Genomic DNA, 19501 nt, shown 5'->3' with positions numbered 1-19501 from the left:
CATACTTTATTTAAAATAAAGAAGCTGACACTAATTGCCAGCCTCTTTATAATGATTTATTATTCTGCTGCGAATAGATATGGGTAGACTGGTTGGTCTCCTTGATGGATTTCAACTTCTAACTCATCGTTCCATTCTAATAATGCTTTTTCTAGGTTCATTGCTTCTGCTTCTGTTCCTTCTTCACCCACAATAATTGTCACGATTTCAGAATCTTCGTTAATCATGCCTTTTAAAGTTTCTAAAGAAGCTTCAAAGCGATCAGGTGTTGAGACAACTATTTTGCCTTCAATCATTCCTAAGCAATCATTTTCTTTGATTTCGACACCATCAATAGATGTATCGCGAACAGCCGTTGTAACTGAACCACTTGTTACCTCTTCTAACATATCTCTCATAACAGACTCATTTTCAGCTAACGGTAATTGATCGTTAAAGCCTAATAAAGCTGTCATTCCTTGAGAAATTGTTTTAGATGGGATAACAATAGCAGGTGTTTCGCTTACTTCAGCGGCTTGATCTGCTGCCATAAAGATATTTTTGTTATTCGGTAAAATAATCACGTTATCAGCATTCACTGCTTCAATCGCTTTTAAAATATCCTCTGTACTTGGGTTCATTGTTTGACCACCACTAATGATGTAGTTAACACCCATACTACGGAATAATTCTTGAACACCTTTACCAGCTGCTACAGAAATAATACCGTAAGGAACACGTTCTTTTGGTGTGTTATCTTCAGTGTCATGCTCTAAGATTGTTTCATGTTGAACACGCATGTTATCCACTTTGATTTTAATCAATGAACCAAATTTTTGACCATAGTTCATGACTTCGCCTGGTTGCTCTGTATGCACATGAACTTTAATGATTTCATCATCAGCAACAACTAATAAAGAATCACCTAATTCATTTAAGTAGTTTCTAAATGTATCGTAATCGAATTCACTATCGACAGTTGGACCTTCACCAATACGTACCATGATTTCTGTACAGTAACCAAATGTAATGTCTTCAGTGGCCATTTGACCTTGAACACTTCTATGATGCTCAGCGTTAACCATAGCATCCATTTGACCTGGTGTTGGTTGTTGTAAATCACTTTCAACGATTTTGCCAGATAGAGACTCTAAAAAGCCTTCATAAACAAAGACTAACCCTTGTCCACCACTATCTACCACACCAACTTCTTTTAATACAGGAAGCATGTCTGGTGTTTTAGCTAATGTTTTTTTAGCGCCCTTAAGAGCTGCTTCCATAACTTCGATACAGTCATCTGATTTAGCCGCTTTTTTCTCAGCAGCGATTGCAGCGCCTCTTGAAACTGTTAAAATAGTTCCTTCTACTGGCTTCATAACTGCTTTGTACGCTGTTTCCACACCATTTTTAAAGGCATTGGCTAAATCTTCAGCGCTTAATGTTTCTTTTTCTAAAATTTCTTTAGAAAAACCACGGAAAAGTTGAGATAAGATAACTCCAGAGTTTCCTCTAGCACCCATTAAAAGTCCTTTTGATAAGATACCCGCTAACTCTCCAACATGTTCACTTGTCGAATCTCTGACAGCTTTCGCTCCGCTTGTCATTGATAAATCCATATTTGTTCCTGTGTCACCATCTGGCACAGGGAAAACATTTAAGGAATTGACAAATTCTGCGTTTTGATTCAATCGGTTAGCACCCGCCTGAACCATTGCTTGAAATTGTCCTCCATTGATTGCTTTGACTTCCACTAAAATGTTCCTCCTCAATTCATTAAAAACCTATACATTCGAGTACTTGGTGCAATCAATTATTTCTCAGATTGTACGCGCACACCTTGGATAAAAATATTTACTGAGTTAGCCACAACGCCAAGCATTGTTTCAAGTTTATACTTCACGCTTTCTTGCACATTTCGACTTACTTCAGAGATCTTAGTTCCATAACTTACCATGATATAAACGTCAACAGCTACGCCGTTTTCTTCTTGGCGAACGACTACTCCACGTGAGTAGTTTTCTTTTCCTAAAATGTCATTCAAGTTATCTTTAATTTGATGTTTACTCGCCATTCCAACAATACCATAGATATCTGTTGCAGCACCGCCAACAACAGTAGCGATAACATCATTTGAAATTTCAATGGTACCAGCTTGTGTTTTAATTTTTACAGCCATTTTGCTACCTCCCTATAGTCAGTATTTTCCCATTATCATTCATCATTTTATCATAGAGCAGAAGATTATTAAAGAAAAATTCCACGGTTTTCATAAGTTATTAAATTTATCTTCAATTTTTTATTGCATAATCGATAGAACTATGATAAATTATTCTAGTGTGATTATTGTACAAATGATATATTCAAAGCAAAGGAGGGAATATCATGGCAAAAGAATGTTATATAACAGGGCGTAAAGCAAGATCTGGTAACACACGCTCTCACGCAATGAACGCTTCTAAACGTACTTGGGGTGCAAACTTACAAAAAGTTCGTATTTTAGTTGACGGTAAGCCTAAAAAAGTTTGGGTTTCTACTCGTGCTTTGAAATCAGGAAAAGTTGAACGCGTTTAATTCATAATAAAACAAGAGGTTGACCTTTTATTAGGCCAACCTCTTTTTATGTTAGTTATCTTTAGATTGAATGACACACATACAACCACTCTCAAACGAAAAGCGGCTAGTTGTTCCGATAAACTCGTTACTTGATAAAGAACGTGGATAAGGAAAATCAACTTGATCCAACTGATACTTCGCGTCATACAGACTCAGTTTAGTCACTGCTGTCAAACAAATATAGCCTAAGTAAGTTTTATCCATTTCTTTTTCCACTGTATACTCACCTGGCAAATAATAAGAAATAGTGTTTTGAACATCTAATAATCTTATCCGGTCCATAAAAGGCTCAAAACGCTCTTGTAGAGGCAACCACAAATTAGAAAGATAATGGTCCAACCTTCCTCCAGTCCCCCCTACAAGGTAATAATAAGCCTCTGGATACGTCTCAATCGCCTTTAAGACTCCTAATTCCATATCTGTATCATCTTTTTCAGCTGCACAACGCCTAACCTCTGGCACTTGTTTAACTAGCCACTCCCACTCTGATTCAGATAAAGAATCAAAATCTCCCACTGCTATATCTATTTGAAACCCTGCTTTAATACCATATAAACTCCCACGATCCACACCAATAAACACAGTTTTACTGAGATCAAATTGAGTCATATCAGGCCAAGAATCTGGTGAAGCTCCTCCAATAATGACAACTGACTCTATCATTAGTTTGTAACAGCTCTTAACTTAGCAATTCTTTCACCTACATTTGGTGAATTGTACACATAAGACCCAGCAACTAAAACATCCGCACCTGCTTTAACGCAACTTGCAGCAGTCGTATCATCTACGCCACCATCAATCTCGATTTCGTAAGTATAGCCTTTTTCTTTTCTTAACGCTGCTAGTTGTTCAACTTTAGTTAAACATTCGGGAATAAATTTTTGTCCACCAAAACCTGGGTTAACCGTCATAATTAGCACTAAATCCGCTAAACCTAATACATGCTCAATCGCTGAAACAGGAGTACCTGGATTGATAACCACACCTGCTTTAACACCAGCCTGCTTAATCATTTGCATCGCACGGTGAATATGAACTGTACTTTCTTGATGAACTGTAATAATATCTGAACCTGCTTTAGCAAAATCTTCAATAAAACGTTCTGGATCTTGTACCATTAAGTGAACGTCTAGGGGTAAGTCTGTTACTGGTCTAATAGCTGAGACAATATTAGCTCCTAACGTAATGTTTGGGACAAACTGACCGTCCATGACGTCAACGTGAATGTAATCAGCACCTAACTCGTCAACTAAACGAATATCTCGTTCTAAATTAGCAAAGTCTGCACTTAAAATAGATGGAGCGATTTTAACCATAATTCATCTTCCTCACTTTTTGTTGTATTTAGGTTTTCTTGTTTTAACTTCCTCATAAAACTGTAAATAATCATCGTAACGAGATTGTTTAATCTCTCCTGACTCCACTAAACGTTTCACTTCACATTTAGGCTCTTTTAAATGTTGGCACTCTCTAAACTTACAATAATCTGAGGCCTCTAAAAATTCAGGGAATTGTTTTGGTAAGTCACTTAACTCAATTTCTAAAAATTCAATGGAGCTAAATCCTGGCGTATCAGCAACTAATCCTCCATGAAGTTCAATCAGTTCAACATGACGCGTTGTATGTCTACCCCGACCTAAAGCCTCTGAAATATCGCCTACTTCTAACTCTAGTTCTGGAGCAATTTTATTTAATAAAGTTGATTTCCCTGCACCAGATTGACCCATGAATACGGTCAACTTATCTTTGAAATAATCCGTTAATACGTCTTTTTCACCGGCTTCAGAAAATAATACTGGATAGCCAATTGATTCGTAATAAGCTCTCATTTCTGTCATTTCTGCTCTTACATCATCTGAAGCAATATCCATTTTTGTCACGTAAATCAGTGGTTGAATCTGCTTTGATTCTAAAGTTACTAAAAAACGATCCAGTAAATTGTACGAGAAATTAGGCTTCACACAACTTGTTACTACAACGCCCAAATCAATATTGGCAACTTGAGGTCTGATTAATTCATTTTTTCTCTCAAGAACTTCTAACACGTAACCGTCTGTTGCATTACTGCTTTCAAATTCTACCCAATCTCCTACTAAAGGAGTAATGTTTCGATTTCTAAAGTTACCTCGTCCTCTTGTTTGATATACTTGCCCGTCGTGCTTGACATAGTAAAAACCACTTAACGCTTTTCTAATTTGCCCTGTTGGCATAGAGTCCCTCCTTAAGTCCTTGTCTTATCCTTTACATTGTAACACAAAAATAAACGAGACTAATCGAAAATTCAAGAGGCTTTTCCGCGGAAAAGAACCTGATTTGTCATTAATCTCGTTTATTAAAAAGCATTTACTATTAACTGTTACCACTATTTTGAGTAGGATCCTCACTGTCTACGGTAGACTCCTCAGTTGGCGGTGTCACGCTACTTTCAGTAGTTGTCGAAGACGATGAACTACTACTACTTGACGAACTACTAGATGGAATAGTCGATGGGTCTTTTCCTGCAGAAAAGACAACTGTTACTCGACTTCCCTTAGGTACTTGTTCCCCACCACCTGGAACAGTGTAATAAACTTGGCCTTGAGGCACATCATTGGTGTACTCTGAGCCAGGATTTAATATTAAGCCTACACTATCTAGATAGGTTTCCACACGGTTTCTAGAATAACCATACATGTTTTCTAGCACAACCGTCTCTGCCCCTTCACTTACGTAAAGAATAACTTTAGCTTCAGCAGGAATCACTTCTCGATTAGCTTTTGGTGATTGTTTAAACACCTGATTTTCTTTGTGAGTTTCAGAGTTTTCTTTTTCAATCTTTATGTTTTCTTCTTTAAATCCTTTACTAATCAAATCTTCTCTAACATCTACTACATCTTGTCCCGTGTAATCAGGCATTTTAATCCCTGACTGCCCTGAACTAATATAAATCGTAATATCTCCACTGTTTTTCTTCACAGAAGTCCCGATTGGTGGTTTCGTTTTGACTACTTTGCCTTTTTCAATCTTTTCATCTGTTATTTCTTCTGTATCTTTAACTGTGATGTTGCTCTCTTTTAAGATTTTTCTTGCTTGAGCTTCTGTTTTCCCTGTAATATCAGGAATCACGACATCACTGTTTTTATTTTGTTTTTGCCCAATAAAGAACAAGCCGCCGCCTACTAAAATAGCAAGTCCTAAAAGCGCGAAGAATATCTTAAGTCCACGTTTTGACTTTTTCTTCACATCATCTAACTCATCGTCATCATCATCTTGATAAACCTGTTTGTTAGAGTCTTCAGGCACTGAAGGAATCTGCACTTCATCAAGAGGTTGCATCATGATTGTTTCTTCCATCATAGCTGTTGGCATAAATGGCGCTTCATTAGCTCTTTCTGGACTAAGTGAGGTTCTGATATCTGCATACATCTCATTCACAGATTTGTAACGATCTGTAATTTCTTTAGCTGTGGCTTTTAATACCACATTTTCAAGCGCTTGAGGAATGTTTGGATTTTTACTTCTAACAGAAGGCATCTCATTTTGAAAGTGTTTCAAAGCGATAGATACTGCCGACTCACCTTCAAACGGAACAGAACCTGTCAGTAATTCGTATAAAATAATCCCTAAAGCATAAATATCAGATTGTCTTGTTGCCATACCACCACGTGCTTGTTCTGGCGATAAGTAATGAACAGACCCTAATAAAGTATTCGTTTGAGTTAGGGATGTTTCTGATAAAGCAATCGCAATCCCAAAGTCTGTTATTTTCACTGTGCCATCTTGATCAACTAACACATTTTGCGGTTTTAAATCACGGTGAATAATTTGATGTTGATGGGCAAGAGAAATAGCTGATAAAATTTGACCCATAATATCGACAACAGTTTCTAAAGGAATAGTTGGTTGATCTTTGATATAGCGTTTTAAATCTGTTCCCTTTACATACTCCATTACAATGTATTGCATGTTGTTTTCTTCTCCAACATCATACACACTAACAATGTTCGGATGGACCATCTCAGTCGCGGCTAAAGCTTCTCGCTGAAAACGACGAATCGCGTCTTGGTCGTTTTGAAAGTCAAAACGTAAGACTTTAACGGCTACTTCACGATTTAAAATTAAATCTCTTGCTAAATAAACATTAGCCATACCGCCACTACCGATATTGCCAATTATTTCATAACGTTGACCGATCTTCGTGCCAATCGATATCATTCTTCCTCACCTCCTGCTTGTCTACCTTCCAGATCAATCAGTAACACTGTAATATTATCATTGCCGCCTGCTTCATTAGCAGAGTCAATCAGTTGTCTGACTTTTTCTTCTAAAGACACTTCTTGTAAAATAATCTGTTTCATCTCATCATCAGATAACATATTACTTAGACCGTCTGAGCAGAGTAATACATAGTCATTTGGTTTAGTTGTTACCATAGAGATATCTACTTCAACCTCTCCAGGTACTCCTACAGAGCGAAGCAAGACATTTTTCTTAGGATGACGCTGAGCCATAGCAGAAGTGATTTCACCTGTTTTAACTAGCTCATTCACTAAGGAATGGTCACTGGTTAATTGTTTAATTAAACCTTTTCGGACAATATAACCTCTAGAGTCTCCCACATGAGCAATTAACAACTCTTCTTCTAATAGCGCCGCTACCACAATGGTAGTTCCCATACCAAATTTTTCAGGGTTATTATTGCCTTCTTCAAAAATCTCTTTATTCTTTTTTTGGATATCTGAGATAAGCCATCTAGCTACATCTTCTTGAGTTTCTAATGCTGTTTTTTCCCAGGATGACCCTAAGCCAGTCACAGCTAATTGACTCGCTGTATCCCCTGCTTGATGTCCTCCCATACCATCGGCAACAATCCCAATAACAATACCTGCTTGATTTTCATAAACTCCAACTGTATCTTGATTATTTTTTCTTCTGCGTCCGACATTTGTCTGGTACTTGATTTGCATAGTGTCACCCCTTCATTCAATCCATTACGCTTTTCTTTGTAAGCAACAAATAAAAAAGCCGTCTGTTTGATAATGATGTGGATAGAGTTGTAACATTTGGTCTTGGTAACTTTTTTCTAAAGTTGTTGCACCTTCCACATCAATCTTCTCAAAATTCGGATGTTTTTCTAAGAATTTTGCGATAACTTCCTGATTTTCTTCTGGTGTTATCGTACACGTACTATAGGTTATTATACCCCACTCTTTGACTTTTGTAACAACACTTTCTAATATTTCCAGTTGAACTTCTTGCAAGGCTAAGAAGTCTTGAGCACTTTTATTATACTTAATGTCTGGTTTTCTACGTAGTAATCCTAAACCAGAACAAGGAGCGTCCACTAAAACGCGGTCGAAGAATTCATCTTCAAAGTTGTCTTTAACATCCCTTGCATCTAGTAATTTAGTTGTTACCACATCCGAAACACCTAAACGTTGTGCATTTTCTTCAATGAGGTTAATTTTGTGGTCATAAATATCTAACGCTACCACTTCGCCACCTGCTTCTTTGTCTAAGAAACTAGCAATATGAACTGTCTTCCCACCTGGCGCTGCACAAGCATCTAATACCTTATGATGACTTTCTAATTGCATACTAGGAGCCACTAGCATTGAGCTTTCATCTTGAATGGTTAAAGCACCTTCTTTAAATAATGAACTTCCTGCTAAAAAGCCTTTTTGAGCTACTACACCATATGGAGATACCTGACTTTTTTCTGCTTGAATCCCTTCAGCATTCAAACGCTCAACTGCTTCATCTAGGCTAATTTGATGACTGTCTACTCGGGCGCTGACTTTACTTGGCTCAAGTAATGAATAACCAAGTTGTTCTGCTTCTTCGTAGCCGATTTCTTCAATCAACTTCTTTGTTAACCATTTTGGTAAACTAATTTCTGTTGATAAACGTTTCAAACGATTTTTAATCTCACTAGTCGGTCTTGGCCCTTGGCGCTGGATACTACGTAAAACACCATTAACATAACGAGCAATCCCTTGATTTCCTTTTGCTTTAGCTATCTCAACAGCCTCAGAAATCACACTATAGACTGGAACTTTATCTAAGTATTCCATTTGATACATAGATAAAAGTAGTAATTCTCTTACCCACACTTCAATTTTAGAAGTATCTTCTACAAAATCGGTTAATCCATACTCCAAAGTCATTCGGCGACTAATTGTTCCATACACAATTTCAGTCATTAAACGACCATCTTTATCTGATAAACGATGCTTTGTTAGATAGGTTTTGACTAATAAATTCGAATAAGCATTTTCTTCTGCTACTTGAACCAATAATTCTAAAGTTGCTAATCGAGGTGATTCATATACTTTTCTAGGTAATTTTCTATTTTTATTCAAAATAATGGCCTACTTCCATGGTGCGTCCCACACCGTTTAAATATTCAACCGCTTTTAGTTTCCCTTTTCCAGCAGGTTGCAGTTCGTTGACTTGAAGAACTGATCCTTCTCCACAAGCTACTAAAAAGTTTTTCTTATTGATTGCGATAATTGTTCCCGGTTTTTCTGCAGTTGTTTCTGCTACAGGTGTTGTATCCCATAATTTCACTCGAACACCCGCTAGCGTGGTAAAAGCTACTGGCCAAGGTCTCATACCACGAACTTGGCAATCAATTAATTGACTTGTTTTCTCCCAACTAACTTGTTCTTCTTCTCTTGAGATATTCGGTGAGTAAGTGACTTTGGTTTCATCTTGAGGGACTTCTTTAATGTTGCCTTCTATAAAATCTGGCAACATCTTAAGCAGCATCTCTTTTCCTAAAAGACTTAGCTTATCAAACATACTTCCTACGTCATCTGTTGATGTGATAGGTAGAGATTCTTGAGCTAGCATAGCTCCTGCATCCATTTTTTTCACCATGCGCATAATAGTAACGCCAGTTTCTTTATCTCCATTAATAATAGAATAATGAACAGGTGCTCCTCCACGGTATTTAGGTAACAAAGAAGCATGGACATTAATCGCTCCAAGTTTTGGTGTTTCAAGTAAGCTTTCTGGTAAAAACTGACCAAACGCAGCCGTTACGATTAAATCTGGTTCTAAAGCAATTAGTTCTGCCATCTCTTCTGAGCCGCTAATTTTTTCTGGTTGCAAGACTTTAATGTCATGTGTTAAAGCTGCTACTTTAACAGGAGGTGGTGTTAAGACTTTCTTTCTTCCAACTGGTCTATCAGGTTGTGTCACGACACGAATCACATCATAACCTTCTGCCACTAACCCATTTAAAATCGGTACTGAAAATTCTGGAGTTCCCATAAATACTATTTTAGTCATAACCATTCTCCTCCATAAATGTTGCTAAATTTTCTGGGGCAATTGTCTCAATAATTTTATCAGTAAAAACTTTTCCATCTAAATGTTCAATCTCATGTTGAAAAGCTCTAGCTAAGTAATCTGTTGCGTCAACTTCCATCTCATAACCATCACGATCAACATAACGAATTGTTACTTCTTCATATCTTTCTACTGTTCCGTAGACTTCAGGGAAACTCAAACAACCTTCTACATCAATTGATTTACCTGAGTGACTTACAATCTCAGGATTAATCATTTCAAACAGACCTGTCTCTTCATCTAATTCAACCACACAAACACGTTTCAATACACCTAATTGATTGGCTGCAATCCCAATGGCATCTTCTCGCTTAATAATCTCATGCATCTCATCTAATAAAATAATTAACTCATCATCTATTTCTTTTACTTTTTTAGTAGGTTGCATCAGAGCAATATGTGGGTACATAACTATTTCTCTCATTTTTATAATCCTGCTTTCTATATAAAGTGCTGCGGCTCTTGATCAATACTAATCCTCAAACCATTTCTCATCTCTTTTTGAGATTCTTCTAAAATCAGTTGAAGCCCCTTTGCTAGATGAGGCTCTTTCTTGTATTTAATCACTGTCTGATAATAATATCTTTTGTTGATTCTCGCAACTGATTTAGGTGTTGGGCCTAAAATAATCGCTTGATCCGATGTGTACTGCTTTAAAAATGCGACGATTTCATACATTTTTTTAGCTGCGAGATGTTCTTCCTCATGACTAACAACTAATTGAGTCGTAAAAAAGAAGGGCGGGTAATTACCACGATGTCGCACTTTCATTTCTTGTTGGTAAAAGGCCTCATAATCCTGAGCCTTTGCCAACTCAATCGCATAGTGCATAGGATTAAAGGTTTGAATCAAGACTTCCCCTTTTAAATCACCTCGACCAGCTCGACCACTAACTTGAGTTAATAACTGGAAGGTTTTTTCACTAGAGCGAAAATCCGGTAAATTTAAAGCCGTGTCTGCATTTAAAACACCTACTAAAGTCACGTTAGGAAAGTCTAATCCTTTAGCAATCATTTGGGTCCCTAGTAAAATATCTGCTTCTTTGTTACCAAACTGATTTAATAATTTTTCATGACTACCTTTTTTCCGAGTGGTGTCCACATCCATACGAATCACTCTAGCTTCAGGAAGAATTTGATTTAGCTCTTCCTCTATTTTTTGAGTCCCTGTTCCGTAATACCTAATTTTATCCCCATCACAAACGGGACAACGATAAGGTATTCGTTCTTCGTGACCACAGTAATGGCATTTCATCTGTTTCGTATCCATATGAAGTGTCAATGAAATATCACAGTTGGGACAAGGTAGCACAAAGCCACAATCCCGACACATCACAAAAGAAGAATATCCTCGACGGTTTAGCATTAAGACAGACTGCTCTTTTTTACTTACTCTCTCACGAAGTTTTTCTAATAATTGTGGAGAAAAACTTTGGCTAGTTGCATATTTCATGGATTCTCTCATATCAATTACTTGCACATCAGGTAGACTTGCCTTTGAAACTGCTCGTTGCTGTAAAGTCAGTAACTGATAAACATTTTTCTGAGCTCTAGCTCGTGCTTCCAATGAGGGAGTTGCACTTCCTAGTAGCACTGGACATTGGTGATACTTTCCTCGCCAAATAGCCAAGTCTTTAGCATGATATCTTGGTGACTCATCTTGTTTATAACTACCTTCATGCTCTTCATCAATGACAATCAAACCAATATTTTCTAAGGGAGCAAAAATTGCTGATCTGGCACCTACTACAACACGTGCTTCTTTACGCTCAATTTTACGCCATTCATCGTATTTTTCTCCTTGAGACAAACCACTGTGAAGAACAGCCACATCTCCTCCAAATCGTTGTTTAAAACGAGTCACTGTTTGAGGGGTTAATGAAATTTCTGGTACCAACATAATAGCTGTTTGATTTTTTTCCAGCGCATGAGCAATAGCTTGCAAGTAAACTTCTGTCTTACCACTACCTGTCACACCCTCTAATAAAAAGACATCAGATTGCTTATGATCCATGCTACGCGTTAAAGCATCTAAAGCCTGTTGTTGCTCTTCATTGAGTTCTAATGCTGTATCTGGTTTAAAATTTCTTAAGGCGTACGGATCTCTATAGACTTCTCGTTCTTCTATCACAAGCCAGCCTTGTTTCTCACCGTCATTAATAGCTGATCTTGCAATGTCAAAATTCTCCATTAACTCAGCAATAGCAAACTCTTCTGATTCTATTTCAAGTAAAAAATCCACTAAACGTAATTTTTGAACCGCATTTTTTCGCAACTGTTCTCTTTGACTTAATAAGGCATCATTTGTCATTGCCTTCTTAATCACTCGTTTAGTTTTCACTTTATTTTTTGTCGTGACTTCATAACGAATATCCACTTTTCCTTGTTGTCTTAAGCGAAGTAAATCGGGAAAATGAGGAGAGTTTTCTGCTTCTTGCCATTCAATTTCTCCAAGGCCTAAAAACAACTCATCTTTAATCTCTTTTGACACCTCTTCACTTGTTAAAGTGACCATTTTTTTATAAGAAGAACGCATAACACTAGGTAACATTGTTTGGAGACACGTTATTTTAAACGAATAAGTTGTCTCTTTCATCTCATCAGCTAGCTCTAATAATTCTTCATTTAACACCGGATGAAGGTCTAATACATTGATAATTGGTTTTAAACCTTGAATCTCATCTGTCTCTCTAAGACCAACGATGAATCCTTGTATATGACGGTTGCCATTACCAAAAGGTACTTCAACACGCATACCTATAGCAACGACTTCTGTTAATATTTCTGGTATCACGTAACTGAAAGGCTGATCTGTTTGCATCGTTGGGACATCGACAATAATATCTGCAATAAACGTCATTTCTTCCACCCTTTCTTATCTGCTTTATTGTACTAAAAATTAGACTATTTGTCTGTGATTACTTTATGTCATTGCTTTTACAAAATAAAAAAGATACCCAGCCGTATCTTTCACTCTTTGCTTTTCATTAATAAAGACTTACTTTTTTTGTCGTTCTATTAGTATAACAGATAGGCAGAAGCGACTCCAATTAAGGCTCTTTCTCAGTCTCTCCTTCCTTAAAAAAATAGACCGTGTTATGATTAATAAAAAGGAGGGGTATTATGAATTACACACTAACAAACGGCACTTCTTTTCCTCTAGTTGAAATCACACTAGATAAAGGAGAAGAAATCAAAATCGAGCGTGGCTCCATGGTTTATCACAATGGTCAAATTTCCTTAGAAGGGAAAATGAATAGCAATGGGAAAAATGGTCTTGGTGGCTTCTTTAGTGCAGTTGGTCGTTCCATGACAAGTGGTGAAAGTTTCTTTATTTCTCATGCGATTAGTCAAGAAAATAACTCAAAAATTGCAATTGCTCCTGGGACAATCGGTGCCATTCGCGAGTTAGTTGTTGGGGATACTCAGTGGCGTCTCAATACAGGTGTTTTTCTAGCTTGTGACAATAGCGTATCTTACAACATGGTCAAACAAAGTGTTGGAAAAGCTCTATTTGCAGGAACCGGTGGGTTGTTTGTTATGGAATCTCTTGGTAGCGGTAGTTTACTAGTTAGTAGCTATGGTGACATTGTTGAATTAGAGTTAGATGGCTCAAAAGATTTTATTATTGATAACACTCATGTTGTTGCGTGGGAAGATTCTCTTAACTACTCCATTGAAGTAGCCTCTGGTATGTTTGGCTTTAAAACAGGTGAAGGTCTTGTCAATCGATTTACAGGTACTGGAAAAGTTTTAATCCAAACAAGAAATATCCAATCCTTAGCAGGCATCTTATCACCTTTCATGGATAGTGGCAGTTCTAATTAAATTTTAAAACAGAGGCTGACATTTTAGTCACCTCTGTTTTTATATGCTGATATTTATTTTACCGTTCAAACAAGCTTTTCCAGATATTTTAACTTCATACGTTTTCAACTCACTTTTAGAAGCACTCACTTTAACAACACCTTCTTGATTAAGATGTTTTCCTTGGTGAACTAATAACTCTAACTGCCTTTTTTCTTTGAAAAAATACTTAAGTAAATAGGCTCCCATCACACCTGACGCTGTTCCTGTGACAGAGTCTTCGACACTTCCTGACCCAAAGCCAGAAAAATGACGAGCCCTAGCTTCCTCTTTTGATGAAATCGCGAAAGGATGAATCGATGCATTCGGAAATTCTGTTAACACTTTCGGAAACTCTTTTGTGCGAGGAGTCATTTTATCTAAGATACTTTCAGTTTTTACAGGAACTAGTAACGTCCACACACCTGTATTACCATAAATAATTGGTAACTCATCTGACAAGTCACCCATTTGAATGTTTAGTAAGTGACAAAGTTCTGACCTATTGCCTGAAAAAGTTTTGAAAATAGCTTCATTCTGCTTCATAGTAACTTCATTTTTATCTTTATCATAACTAACTTCTAAAACGCCTGCTAATGTTTCCACTGTTATCTCTTGGCTTATCGTTCCTTGAAGAAGCGCTAAGACTGTCCCTATTGTTCCATGTCCACATAATTCAGTTTCTTTTAAAGGCATAAAAAAACGAAACCTCATGTCAGCTACCTGACTAGAACAAACAAAAACTGTTTCACTAAAATTAGCCTTTTTAGCAATTTGTTGCATCTCTTGGTTCGTAAAATCATCTCCATTTAAAACTAACCCAGCCGGATTTCCCTTGCCTGGTGTTTGGGTGAATACATCAATTCTTAAAACCTCACAGCTTTTTTTAGTCATAAACGTATTTCCTCCTTCAAAAAAAGAACCTGAAACAGGTAGTTTCAAGTTCTTTACTTTATTACATTTTACGATCGTTTTGGACGCGAGCTTCTAATTCTTGGTGCTCACGTTTTTTCATTGCTTTTCGGTCTTCTTCTTGACGACGTTGTAATTCTCTTTTTAATTCAGGGTTTGGATCAATAACAACATCTCCATTAGCGATTTCTTCTAAGCCACGGCCAACGTTTTTTACTGAGACAAATTTGTCTTCTTCAATCATTGGTTGTGCTCCTAAGTCTAACTCATGAGCACGTTTGCTTGAAAGAATAACTAATGAATATTTTGAATCTACTTGTTCTAATAATTTATCAATTGATGGATGTAACATAATTTAAAACTCCTTTAACATTTTTTCGTAGTAATCAATAACGCGGTCAACACGGTAATGCTCACTCTCGATAATTTTTTTAATGCGTTCAACAGCTAATTCTACTTTGTCGTTAACAACAGCATAGTCGTAATGACGCATCATTTCAATTTCTTCACGAGCCACTCTCATGCGTTCATCAATCACTGACATAGCATCTGTGCCTCGGTTAACTATTCTTGATTTTAACTCATCAAAATCTGGTGGAGTTAAAAAGATAAAGACACCATCTGGTACTTGTTCTTTTACTTTCATGGCACCTTGCACTTCTATTTCTAAAAAGACATCTTTGCCTTCATCTAAGGTTTGATTCACATAGTCTAAGGGAGTACCGTAATAATTGCCAACATACTCAGCATACTCTAACATTTTTCCCGCTTGAATCAATGCTTCAAATTCTTCTCTTGTACGAAAGAAGTAATCAACACCTTCTGTTTCTCCTTCTCTCATTTTTCGAGTTGTCATTGAAATCGAATATTCAAACTCGTTGCCTTCACTATCAAATATCGCTTTTCGTACTGTTCCTTTACCAACGCCTGATGGCCCAGACAATACTATTAGTAACCCTCTCTCTGACATGGTGTCTTCCTTTCCACACTTTTTTTGTTTTATCTATTATAATGCACTCTGGAAAGAAAATTTGCAAGGTGTCTTTCATTAAAATCTTCATAAATATCAAGTTTACTCGATATTTTGAACTTGTTCCCTAATTTTTTCAATCATGGTTTTCAGTCTTACAACCTGCTCTTTGATTTCAATCGTAGTTGATTTAGAGCCAATTGTATTCACTTCACGGTTCATTTCTTGAATTAAAAAGTCTAATTCTTTACCCACTTCTGCTTTTTCTAAAATTTTGGTTAATTTAGTCAGATGAATCCCTAAACGGTCTAGCTCTTCGTTAATATCTCCACGCTCAATCAATAGGGCAACCTCTGTTAACAAGCGAGCTTCATCTACTTTATCTCCGATTAAATCAGTTATTTTTTTACTTAGTTTTTCTTGATAATCTCTTTCAATCGCAGCCTGTTCCTGACGAATCACTTCAATACCTTCTGAAATCTCTTGTTGATAAGAGACAAACAACTGCTTAATACCTGCTCCTTCTTCTAAGCGACTTTCATTAAGTGCTGCTACTGCTTGTTCAAAAGTTCTGATTAAATCCGCTTCAAGAGCTTCATCTTTTTCTTCTTTTTCCGTTACTTCAAAAAGAGCTGGATGATTAATAGCACCTGTTAAGATAGCTTGACTTGAAAACGGGTAATCTAAATAACGGGTTTCTTCTGCTTCACTAAGTTCTTTTACCAGTTGATCTAACAGACCCCACTTGATAGCCATGTTTTGATACACGTCAGCTTCTTTTTTGACAGTCACAAAACATTCTACTCGTCCTCTGACTAGCTTTTGTTTCACCAATTGTTTTAGCCCTAATTCTAGACTATTGTATTCTCTTGGCATGCGAATCACTGTATCTAAAAAGCGATGATTTACTGACTTGATTTCAACAATTAGTTGGTAGTGATCTGTTGAATAGGTACTTTTACCATAACCTGTCATACTTTTCATATTTTTCACCTACATTTGTTTTAGTGTATTACGTAATATATCGAACTCTTCATTGGATAAAGTAATCCCTTTTCCCATTTTTTCATGTCCTGGTGCCCAGTCACGTAAATCGAATTTTGGTGGTCTACCGTTCCAACTTACTAAGTTTAATTCTTTCGTCCATCCTTTAGGGTTTTCTGAAAGTACGGCGATTTCTTCTACAATTTCATATGAAAATTCTTGTGCCATTTGTTTACTTCCTCTCTTCTAAAAATAGTAAAAACAAAGCTTCTAGGCCTGTTCTCCAAGATAAGTCCATTAAAACTTGATACATCTCTCTATTCTTTAGTTTATCATCTTTTAAGTAACGATAAAAATAAAGCAGGAGTTGATACTCATTAATAGGTGTTTTTTCTTTTAAGTAACGAGTCAACCACTCTCCTACTGATTTTAGCATTTGTTCTGGTTGATTCAACAGTTCCGTTTGTTCTTCTTGGTTGGTTTTTAAAAGAATTAAATCCAGTAACTCATCTATATCATATAATTGTGCTGGATTAATCTTAAATTTTTTGGCCAAGTCTTCCATAATTAGTAAACTAATCATTTCTGGTGTTTGTTTATGACTGATTAACCAATCCCATTTTTTTAAACTTGTTTTCTTTTGATACCAAGATTCAAACACATCAATCTGACTAATAAAGTGAATAAAATCTCGGCTCAAGCCAAATATACGTTGTTTGAAATCTTGCTTGTCAAAAGTGTACTCAATACCTTTAAAATGACCAAATAATTTCATAGCTTCTAAGTAACCTAAAGACATATTCCAACTCGCCCGATTGCCATCAAAAAGTAACACACTTCCTAAACTCCAAGGGCTTTTCAACGTTGATTCAACAACTTCTTTTGGAACTTTAGTTGTTTTAGCAAATCCTGGACCACTGACATCGATAATAATTAATTCAGTCGCTCCTTTTTCAATCAGCACATCTTTTGGCACATTATTTTTGTACCCACCATCAACATAATAAACACCATCTATTAAACACGGTTCCATAGCTGGAAAAAAAGATGAAGAGGCTAACAACCAATACGGCAGTGTCTCCTCTGTTATTTCCTTTAAAGAGACTACTGTTTCTTCCATCATAGGTGTTTTTGTTGTCACTATGTAAAAAGGGAGCTCTTTTGAAAAAATGATTTCTGGTTTCACTAATTCTCTAATCAGGCCTAACAAAGGCTCTGTACTAACCCCTTTTGATTGCACCGCTGTTGTTGCTAATTCTTGCCAACTATCAATCAAATGAGACACTGAATAATCTGAGTTTTCCCCTTGAGACACAGAAAGAATTTGATCCGTCGTGATGTTTTCCCACATCTTTTCAGCAACCTCTCGCTCTCCTTGCAAGATAAGACCACCATTTAGCGCGCCTACAGAAGTTCCGCTAATCATTTGATACTTAATACCTAATTCGTCTAAAGCGTGCCAAACACCGATTTGATAAGACCCTTTAGCACCTCCACCACCTAGTACTAAGCCGGTATGATAGTTTAAACTCAGGACATAGCCTTGCCCTTCTACAAAGTCATAACCTTGTTGTTTTAGCCAACTATCAATTGCCGTTGCTTGTTTATCTAAAGCTAGTACGAGTTGATCAAATCGATAGGTCTTCCCTAAACGAACCAATCCTCGTTGACATGCTTCAAACGTGTATTCCGTCGTTAAACAAATAACTTGATGAACAATTAACGTCTCACGACTCAAATGTGTCACGTGAAACAAATAAACAACTTTTCCTTTGTCATACCACGCGTAAATAGATGTGTGATCAGCCATTTTTATAATTTCTTGACTAATTACCTTAATCCCTTGAGTCGTTGATGTTGAAAAAGGGAGCCATTGGTAACTTTTCTCAAATGATAGTTGTTTCAAGTCTGAAGGGTATAGTTCTTTAAACATCTATTGACCTCCTTAACATTATTTTTTATAAAAAACATTGTAAATTTCATGAATTATTTGACTAAGGCCAACCCCATTCGTATAATGGGATGGTAAAGATTACAGGGGAGGCGAAAAAATGGTTAGTAGTAGTCGGTCAATTAAACCAGAACCAGAAAATGGTGTAAAGAAATTCACACGTTTTATTTCTCAGTCATCTCAACGTTTTTTAGCTTCTTTTATTGATTCTGATTCAGAAAAAGAAAGACAAGCCAATCATATTTTCCAACAAATCAATCAAGCCATTGCGCAAAAAAGTGTTGTGGTTATCCAATATAGAGACGACCTACAGGCAAAAGCCACAGACCGTTTTGAAACACTTGTCGGTAGAATCTACCAACACTCCACTAACCCTGAAGCGTTAGTGATTAAACTTCAAAAAAATAATCAAGTTCGCATGATTTCTGCGAAGAACATAAAAAAAATATCGATTATTACCCATCGTCAAGCACGATTAGAAAAGTAACAAAGTAAATCTACTTTGTTACTTTTTTTATTTCTCTAAAATAATTTGAGCAATAGCCGTTGTATCTGTGTGTGAGATAGATACATGGACATTCCCTTCAAAAGGCGACTCTGAAACAAAGGGTCTACCGTTCTCTTCATTCAACACTTCAATATCTTTTAGCTGTACCTTACCAATCCCAGTACCATAGGCTTTTGAAAAGGCTTCTTTACAAGCAAAACGACCACCAAAATACTCTGCTTTTCGTTTATCCCCTAACGTCATAAAAATAGCCTTTTCTTTTTCAGTCAGAACCCGGTCGATAAATTTAGGATTATTCTGAATAATATCTTTAATACGATTTAACTCTACGATGTCAACGCCAATACCAATAATCATCTGTTTCTCCTTTAATCTCTTTGTTTTTCATTATAAAGTGAAAAAAT

Annotated in this window: 21 protein-coding genes; 3 read left to right on the top strand and 18 right to left on the bottom strand. The window is 36.6% G+C overall.

Annotation, left to right across the window (positions count from 1 at the left end):
* Positions 1–59: 59 nt before the first annotated feature.
* A complete protein-coding gene (locus tag DOK76_RS08090) occupies positions 60–1691 on the bottom strand; it encodes a DAK2 domain-containing protein (RefSeq protein ID WP_206966648.1) in 1632 nt (543 codons plus the stop codon).
* Positions 1692–1789: 98 nt separating this feature from the next.
* Positions 1790–2155 carry an Asp23/Gls24 family envelope stress response protein gene (locus DOK76_RS08085; RefSeq protein WP_206966614.1) on the bottom strand — a complete coding sequence of 122 codons (366 nt, stop codon included), beginning with the start codon at positions 2153–2155 and terminating at the stop codon, positions 1790–1792.
* Positions 2156–2361: 206 nt separating this feature from the next.
* Here DOK76_RS08085 and rpmB point away from each other — a divergent pair, with 206 nt between their 5' ends.
* Positions 2362–2550 carry a 50S ribosomal protein L28 gene (gene rpmB, locus DOK76_RS08080; RefSeq protein WP_086340982.1) on the top strand — a complete coding sequence of 63 codons (189 nt, stop codon included), beginning with the start codon at positions 2362–2364 and terminating at the stop codon, positions 2548–2550.
* A gap of 51 nt (positions 2551–2601) precedes the next feature.
* On the opposite strand, the gene DOK76_RS08075 is transcribed toward rpmB, so the two are convergent.
* The 9 genes from DOK76_RS08075 to priA all read right to left on the bottom strand — a co-directional run bounded on the left by DOK76_RS08075 (position 2602) and on the right by priA (position 12786).
* Positions 2602–3255, bottom strand: coding sequence for a thiamine diphosphokinase (locus DOK76_RS08075; RefSeq protein WP_206966612.1), 654 nt, complete (start codon positions 3253–3255; stop codon positions 2602–2604).
* Positions 3255–3908 (bottom strand): ribulose-phosphate 3-epimerase, encoded by a 654-nt coding sequence (gene rpe / locus DOK76_RS08070; RefSeq protein ID WP_206966611.1) that lies wholly within the window; start codon positions 3906–3908, stop codon positions 3255–3257. The genes DOK76_RS08075 and rpe overlap by 1 nt, the downstream gene beginning before the upstream one ends.
* Before the next feature lie 12 nt (positions 3909–3920).
* Positions 3921–4802, bottom strand: a complete 882-nt coding sequence (rsgA, locus tag DOK76_RS08065; RefSeq protein ID WP_206966608.1) for a ribosome small subunit-dependent GTPase A — start codon at positions 4800–4802, stop codon at positions 3921–3923.
* Between the two features lie 139 nt (positions 4803–4941).
* Entirely contained in the window at positions 4942–6786 is a 1845-nt protein-coding gene (pknB, locus tag DOK76_RS08060; protein ID WP_206966606.1) for a Stk1 family PASTA domain-containing Ser/Thr kinase, read from the bottom strand.
* A complete protein-coding gene (locus DOK76_RS08055; RefSeq protein ID WP_206966604.1) occupies positions 6783–7538 on the bottom strand; it encodes a Stp1/IreP family PP2C-type Ser/Thr phosphatase in 756 nt (251 codons plus the stop codon). The genes pknB and DOK76_RS08055 overlap by 4 nt, the downstream gene beginning before the upstream one ends.
* Before the next feature lie 24 nt (positions 7539–7562).
* On the bottom strand, positions 7563–8933 hold the full coding sequence (gene rsmB / locus DOK76_RS08050; protein ID WP_206966603.1) for a 16S rRNA (cytosine(967)-C(5))-methyltransferase RsmB: 1371 nt from the start codon (positions 8931–8933) through the stop codon (positions 7563–7565).
* A complete protein-coding gene (gene fmt / locus DOK76_RS08045; protein WP_206966601.1) occupies positions 8926–9867 on the bottom strand; it encodes a methionyl-tRNA formyltransferase in 942 nt (313 codons plus the stop codon). The genes rsmB and fmt overlap by 8 nt, the downstream gene beginning before the upstream one ends.
* Complete coding sequence (gene def / locus DOK76_RS08040) at positions 9860–10351, bottom strand: peptide deformylase (protein WP_206966599.1); 492 nt, start codon at positions 10349–10351, stop codon at positions 9860–9862. The genes fmt and def overlap by 8 nt, the downstream gene beginning before the upstream one ends.
* A gap of 17 nt (positions 10352–10368) precedes the next feature.
* Positions 10369–12786: a primosomal protein N' gene (gene priA, locus DOK76_RS08035; RefSeq protein ID WP_206966597.1), complete on the bottom strand. Its 2418-nt coding sequence runs from the start codon at positions 12784–12786 to the stop codon at positions 10369–10371.
* 263 nt (positions 12787–13049) lie between these two features.
* On the opposite strand from priA, the gene DOK76_RS08030 reads away from it, so the two are divergent.
* Positions 13050–13754, top strand: a complete 705-nt coding sequence (locus DOK76_RS08030) for a TIGR00266 family protein (RefSeq protein WP_206966595.1) — start codon at positions 13050–13052, stop codon at positions 13752–13754.
* A gap of 39 nt (positions 13755–13793) precedes the next feature.
* On the opposite strand, the gene DOK76_RS08025 is transcribed toward DOK76_RS08030, so the two are convergent.
* From DOK76_RS08025 to DOK76_RS08000, 6 genes are all read right to left on the bottom strand, one after another.
* Positions 13794–14666, bottom strand: coding sequence for a PhzF family phenazine biosynthesis protein (locus DOK76_RS08025; protein WP_206966593.1), 873 nt, complete (start codon positions 14664–14666; stop codon positions 13794–13796).
* Positions 14667–14727: 61 nt separating this feature from the next.
* Positions 14728–15039, bottom strand: a complete 312-nt coding sequence (rpoZ, locus tag DOK76_RS08020) for a DNA-directed RNA polymerase subunit omega (protein ID WP_370590120.1) — start codon at positions 15037–15039, stop codon at positions 14728–14730.
* Positions 15040–15654, bottom strand: coding sequence for a guanylate kinase (gene gmk, locus DOK76_RS08015; RefSeq protein WP_206966589.1), 615 nt, complete (start codon positions 15652–15654; stop codon positions 15040–15042).
* Between the two features lie 102 nt (positions 15655–15756).
* Positions 15757–16638 carry a YicC/YloC family endoribonuclease gene (locus tag DOK76_RS08010; protein ID WP_206966587.1) on the bottom strand — a complete coding sequence of 294 codons (882 nt, stop codon included), beginning with the start codon at positions 16636–16638 and terminating at the stop codon, positions 15757–15759.
* Positions 16639–16647: 9 nt separating this feature from the next.
* Positions 16648–16866 carry a YdbC family protein gene (locus DOK76_RS08005; protein ID WP_086340958.1) on the bottom strand — a complete coding sequence of 73 codons (219 nt, stop codon included), beginning with the start codon at positions 16864–16866 and terminating at the stop codon, positions 16648–16650.
* A 4-nt stretch (positions 16867–16870) separates the two neighbouring features.
* Entirely contained in the window at positions 16871–18571 is a 1701-nt protein-coding gene (locus DOK76_RS08000; RefSeq protein WP_206966585.1) for a patatin-like phospholipase family protein, read from the bottom strand.
* A gap of 118 nt (positions 18572–18689) precedes the next feature.
* On the opposite strand from DOK76_RS08000, the gene DOK76_RS07995 reads away from it, so the two are divergent.
* Complete coding sequence (locus DOK76_RS07995) at positions 18690–19076, top strand: hypothetical protein (protein WP_206966583.1); 387 nt, start codon at positions 18690–18692, stop codon at positions 19074–19076.
* Between the two features lie 27 nt (positions 19077–19103).
* Here DOK76_RS07995 and acpS read toward each other — a convergent pair whose 3' ends face one another.
* Positions 19104–19454: a holo-ACP synthase gene (acpS, locus tag DOK76_RS07990; protein WP_206966581.1), complete on the bottom strand. Its 351-nt coding sequence runs from the start codon at positions 19452–19454 to the stop codon at positions 19104–19106.
* Between the last annotated feature and the right edge of the window lie 47 nt (positions 19455–19501).

It is taken from the genome of Candidatus Vagococcus giribetii, from assembly GCF_017316185.1.
GTDB classification, from domain to species: domain Bacteria; phylum Bacillota; class Bacilli; order Lactobacillales; family Vagococcaceae; genus Vagococcus; species Vagococcus giribetii.
This window is presented reverse-complemented; position numbering and strand designations above follow the sequence as displayed.

Excerpts from the sequence above, each read along its gene's own strand:
- DOK76_RS07995 (WP_206966583.1), top strand. The coding sequence starts at position 18,690 with ATGGTTAGTAGTAGTCGGTCAATTAAACCAGAACCAGAAAATGGTGTA.
- priA (WP_206966597.1), bottom strand. The coding sequence starts at position 12,786 with ATGACGTTTATTGCAGATATTATTGTCGATGTCCCAACGATGCAAACA.
- DOK76_RS08055 (WP_206966604.1), bottom strand. The coding sequence starts at position 7,538 with ATGCAAATCAAGTACCAGACAAATGTCGGACGCAGAAGAAAAAATAAT.
- DOK76_RS08085 (WP_206966614.1), bottom strand. The coding sequence starts at position 2,155 with ATGGCTGTAAAAATTAAAACACAAGCTGGTACCATTGAAATTTCAAAT.
- acpS (WP_206966581.1), bottom strand. The coding sequence starts at position 19,454 with ATGATTATTGGTATTGGCGTTGACATCGTAGAGTTAAATCGTATTAAA.
- DOK76_RS08025 (WP_206966593.1), bottom strand. The coding sequence starts at position 14,666 with ATGACTAAAAAAAGCTGTGAGGTTTTAAGAATTGATGTATTCACCCAA.
- def (WP_206966599.1), bottom strand. The coding sequence starts at position 10,351 with ATGAGAGAAATAGTTATGTACCCACATATTGCTCTGATGCAACCTACT.
- rsgA (WP_206966608.1), bottom strand. The coding sequence starts at position 4,802 with ATGCCAACAGGGCAAATTAGAAAAGCGTTAAGTGGTTTTTACTATGTC.
- gmk (WP_206966589.1), bottom strand. The coding sequence starts at position 15,654 with ATGTCAGAGAGAGGGTTACTAATAGTATTGTCTGGGCCATCAGGCGTT.
- rpe (WP_206966611.1), bottom strand. The coding sequence starts at position 3,908 with ATGGTTAAAATCGCTCCATCTATTTTAAGTGCAGACTTTGCTAATTTA.
- DOK76_RS08090 (WP_206966648.1), bottom strand. The coding sequence starts at position 1,691 with ATGGTTCAGGCGGGTGCTAACCGATTGAATCAAAACGCAGAATTTGTC.
- DOK76_RS08000 (WP_206966585.1), bottom strand. The coding sequence starts at position 18,571 with ATGTTTAAAGAACTATACCCTTCAGACTTGAAACAACTATCATTTGAG.
- DOK76_RS08075 (WP_206966612.1), bottom strand. The coding sequence starts at position 3,255 with ATGATAGAGTCAGTTGTCATTATTGGAGGAGCTTCACCAGATTCTTGG.
- DOK76_RS08010 (WP_206966587.1), bottom strand. The coding sequence starts at position 16,638 with ATGAAAAGTATGACAGGTTATGGTAAAAGTACCTATTCAACAGATCAC.
- fmt (WP_206966601.1), bottom strand. The coding sequence starts at position 9,867 with ATGACTAAAATAGTATTTATGGGAACTCCAGAATTTTCAGTACCGATT.
- pknB (WP_206966606.1), bottom strand. The coding sequence starts at position 6,786 with ATGATATCGATTGGCACGAAGATCGGTCAACGTTATGAAATAATTGGC.
- DOK76_RS08030 (WP_206966595.1), top strand. The coding sequence starts at position 13,050 with ATGAATTACACACTAACAAACGGCACTTCTTTTCCTCTAGTTGAAATC.
- DOK76_RS08005 (WP_086340958.1), bottom strand. The coding sequence starts at position 16,866 with ATGGCACAAGAATTTTCATATGAAATTGTAGAAGAAATCGCCGTACTT.
- rpmB (WP_086340982.1), top strand. The coding sequence starts at position 2,362 with ATGGCAAAAGAATGTTATATAACAGGGCGTAAAGCAAGATCTGGTAAC.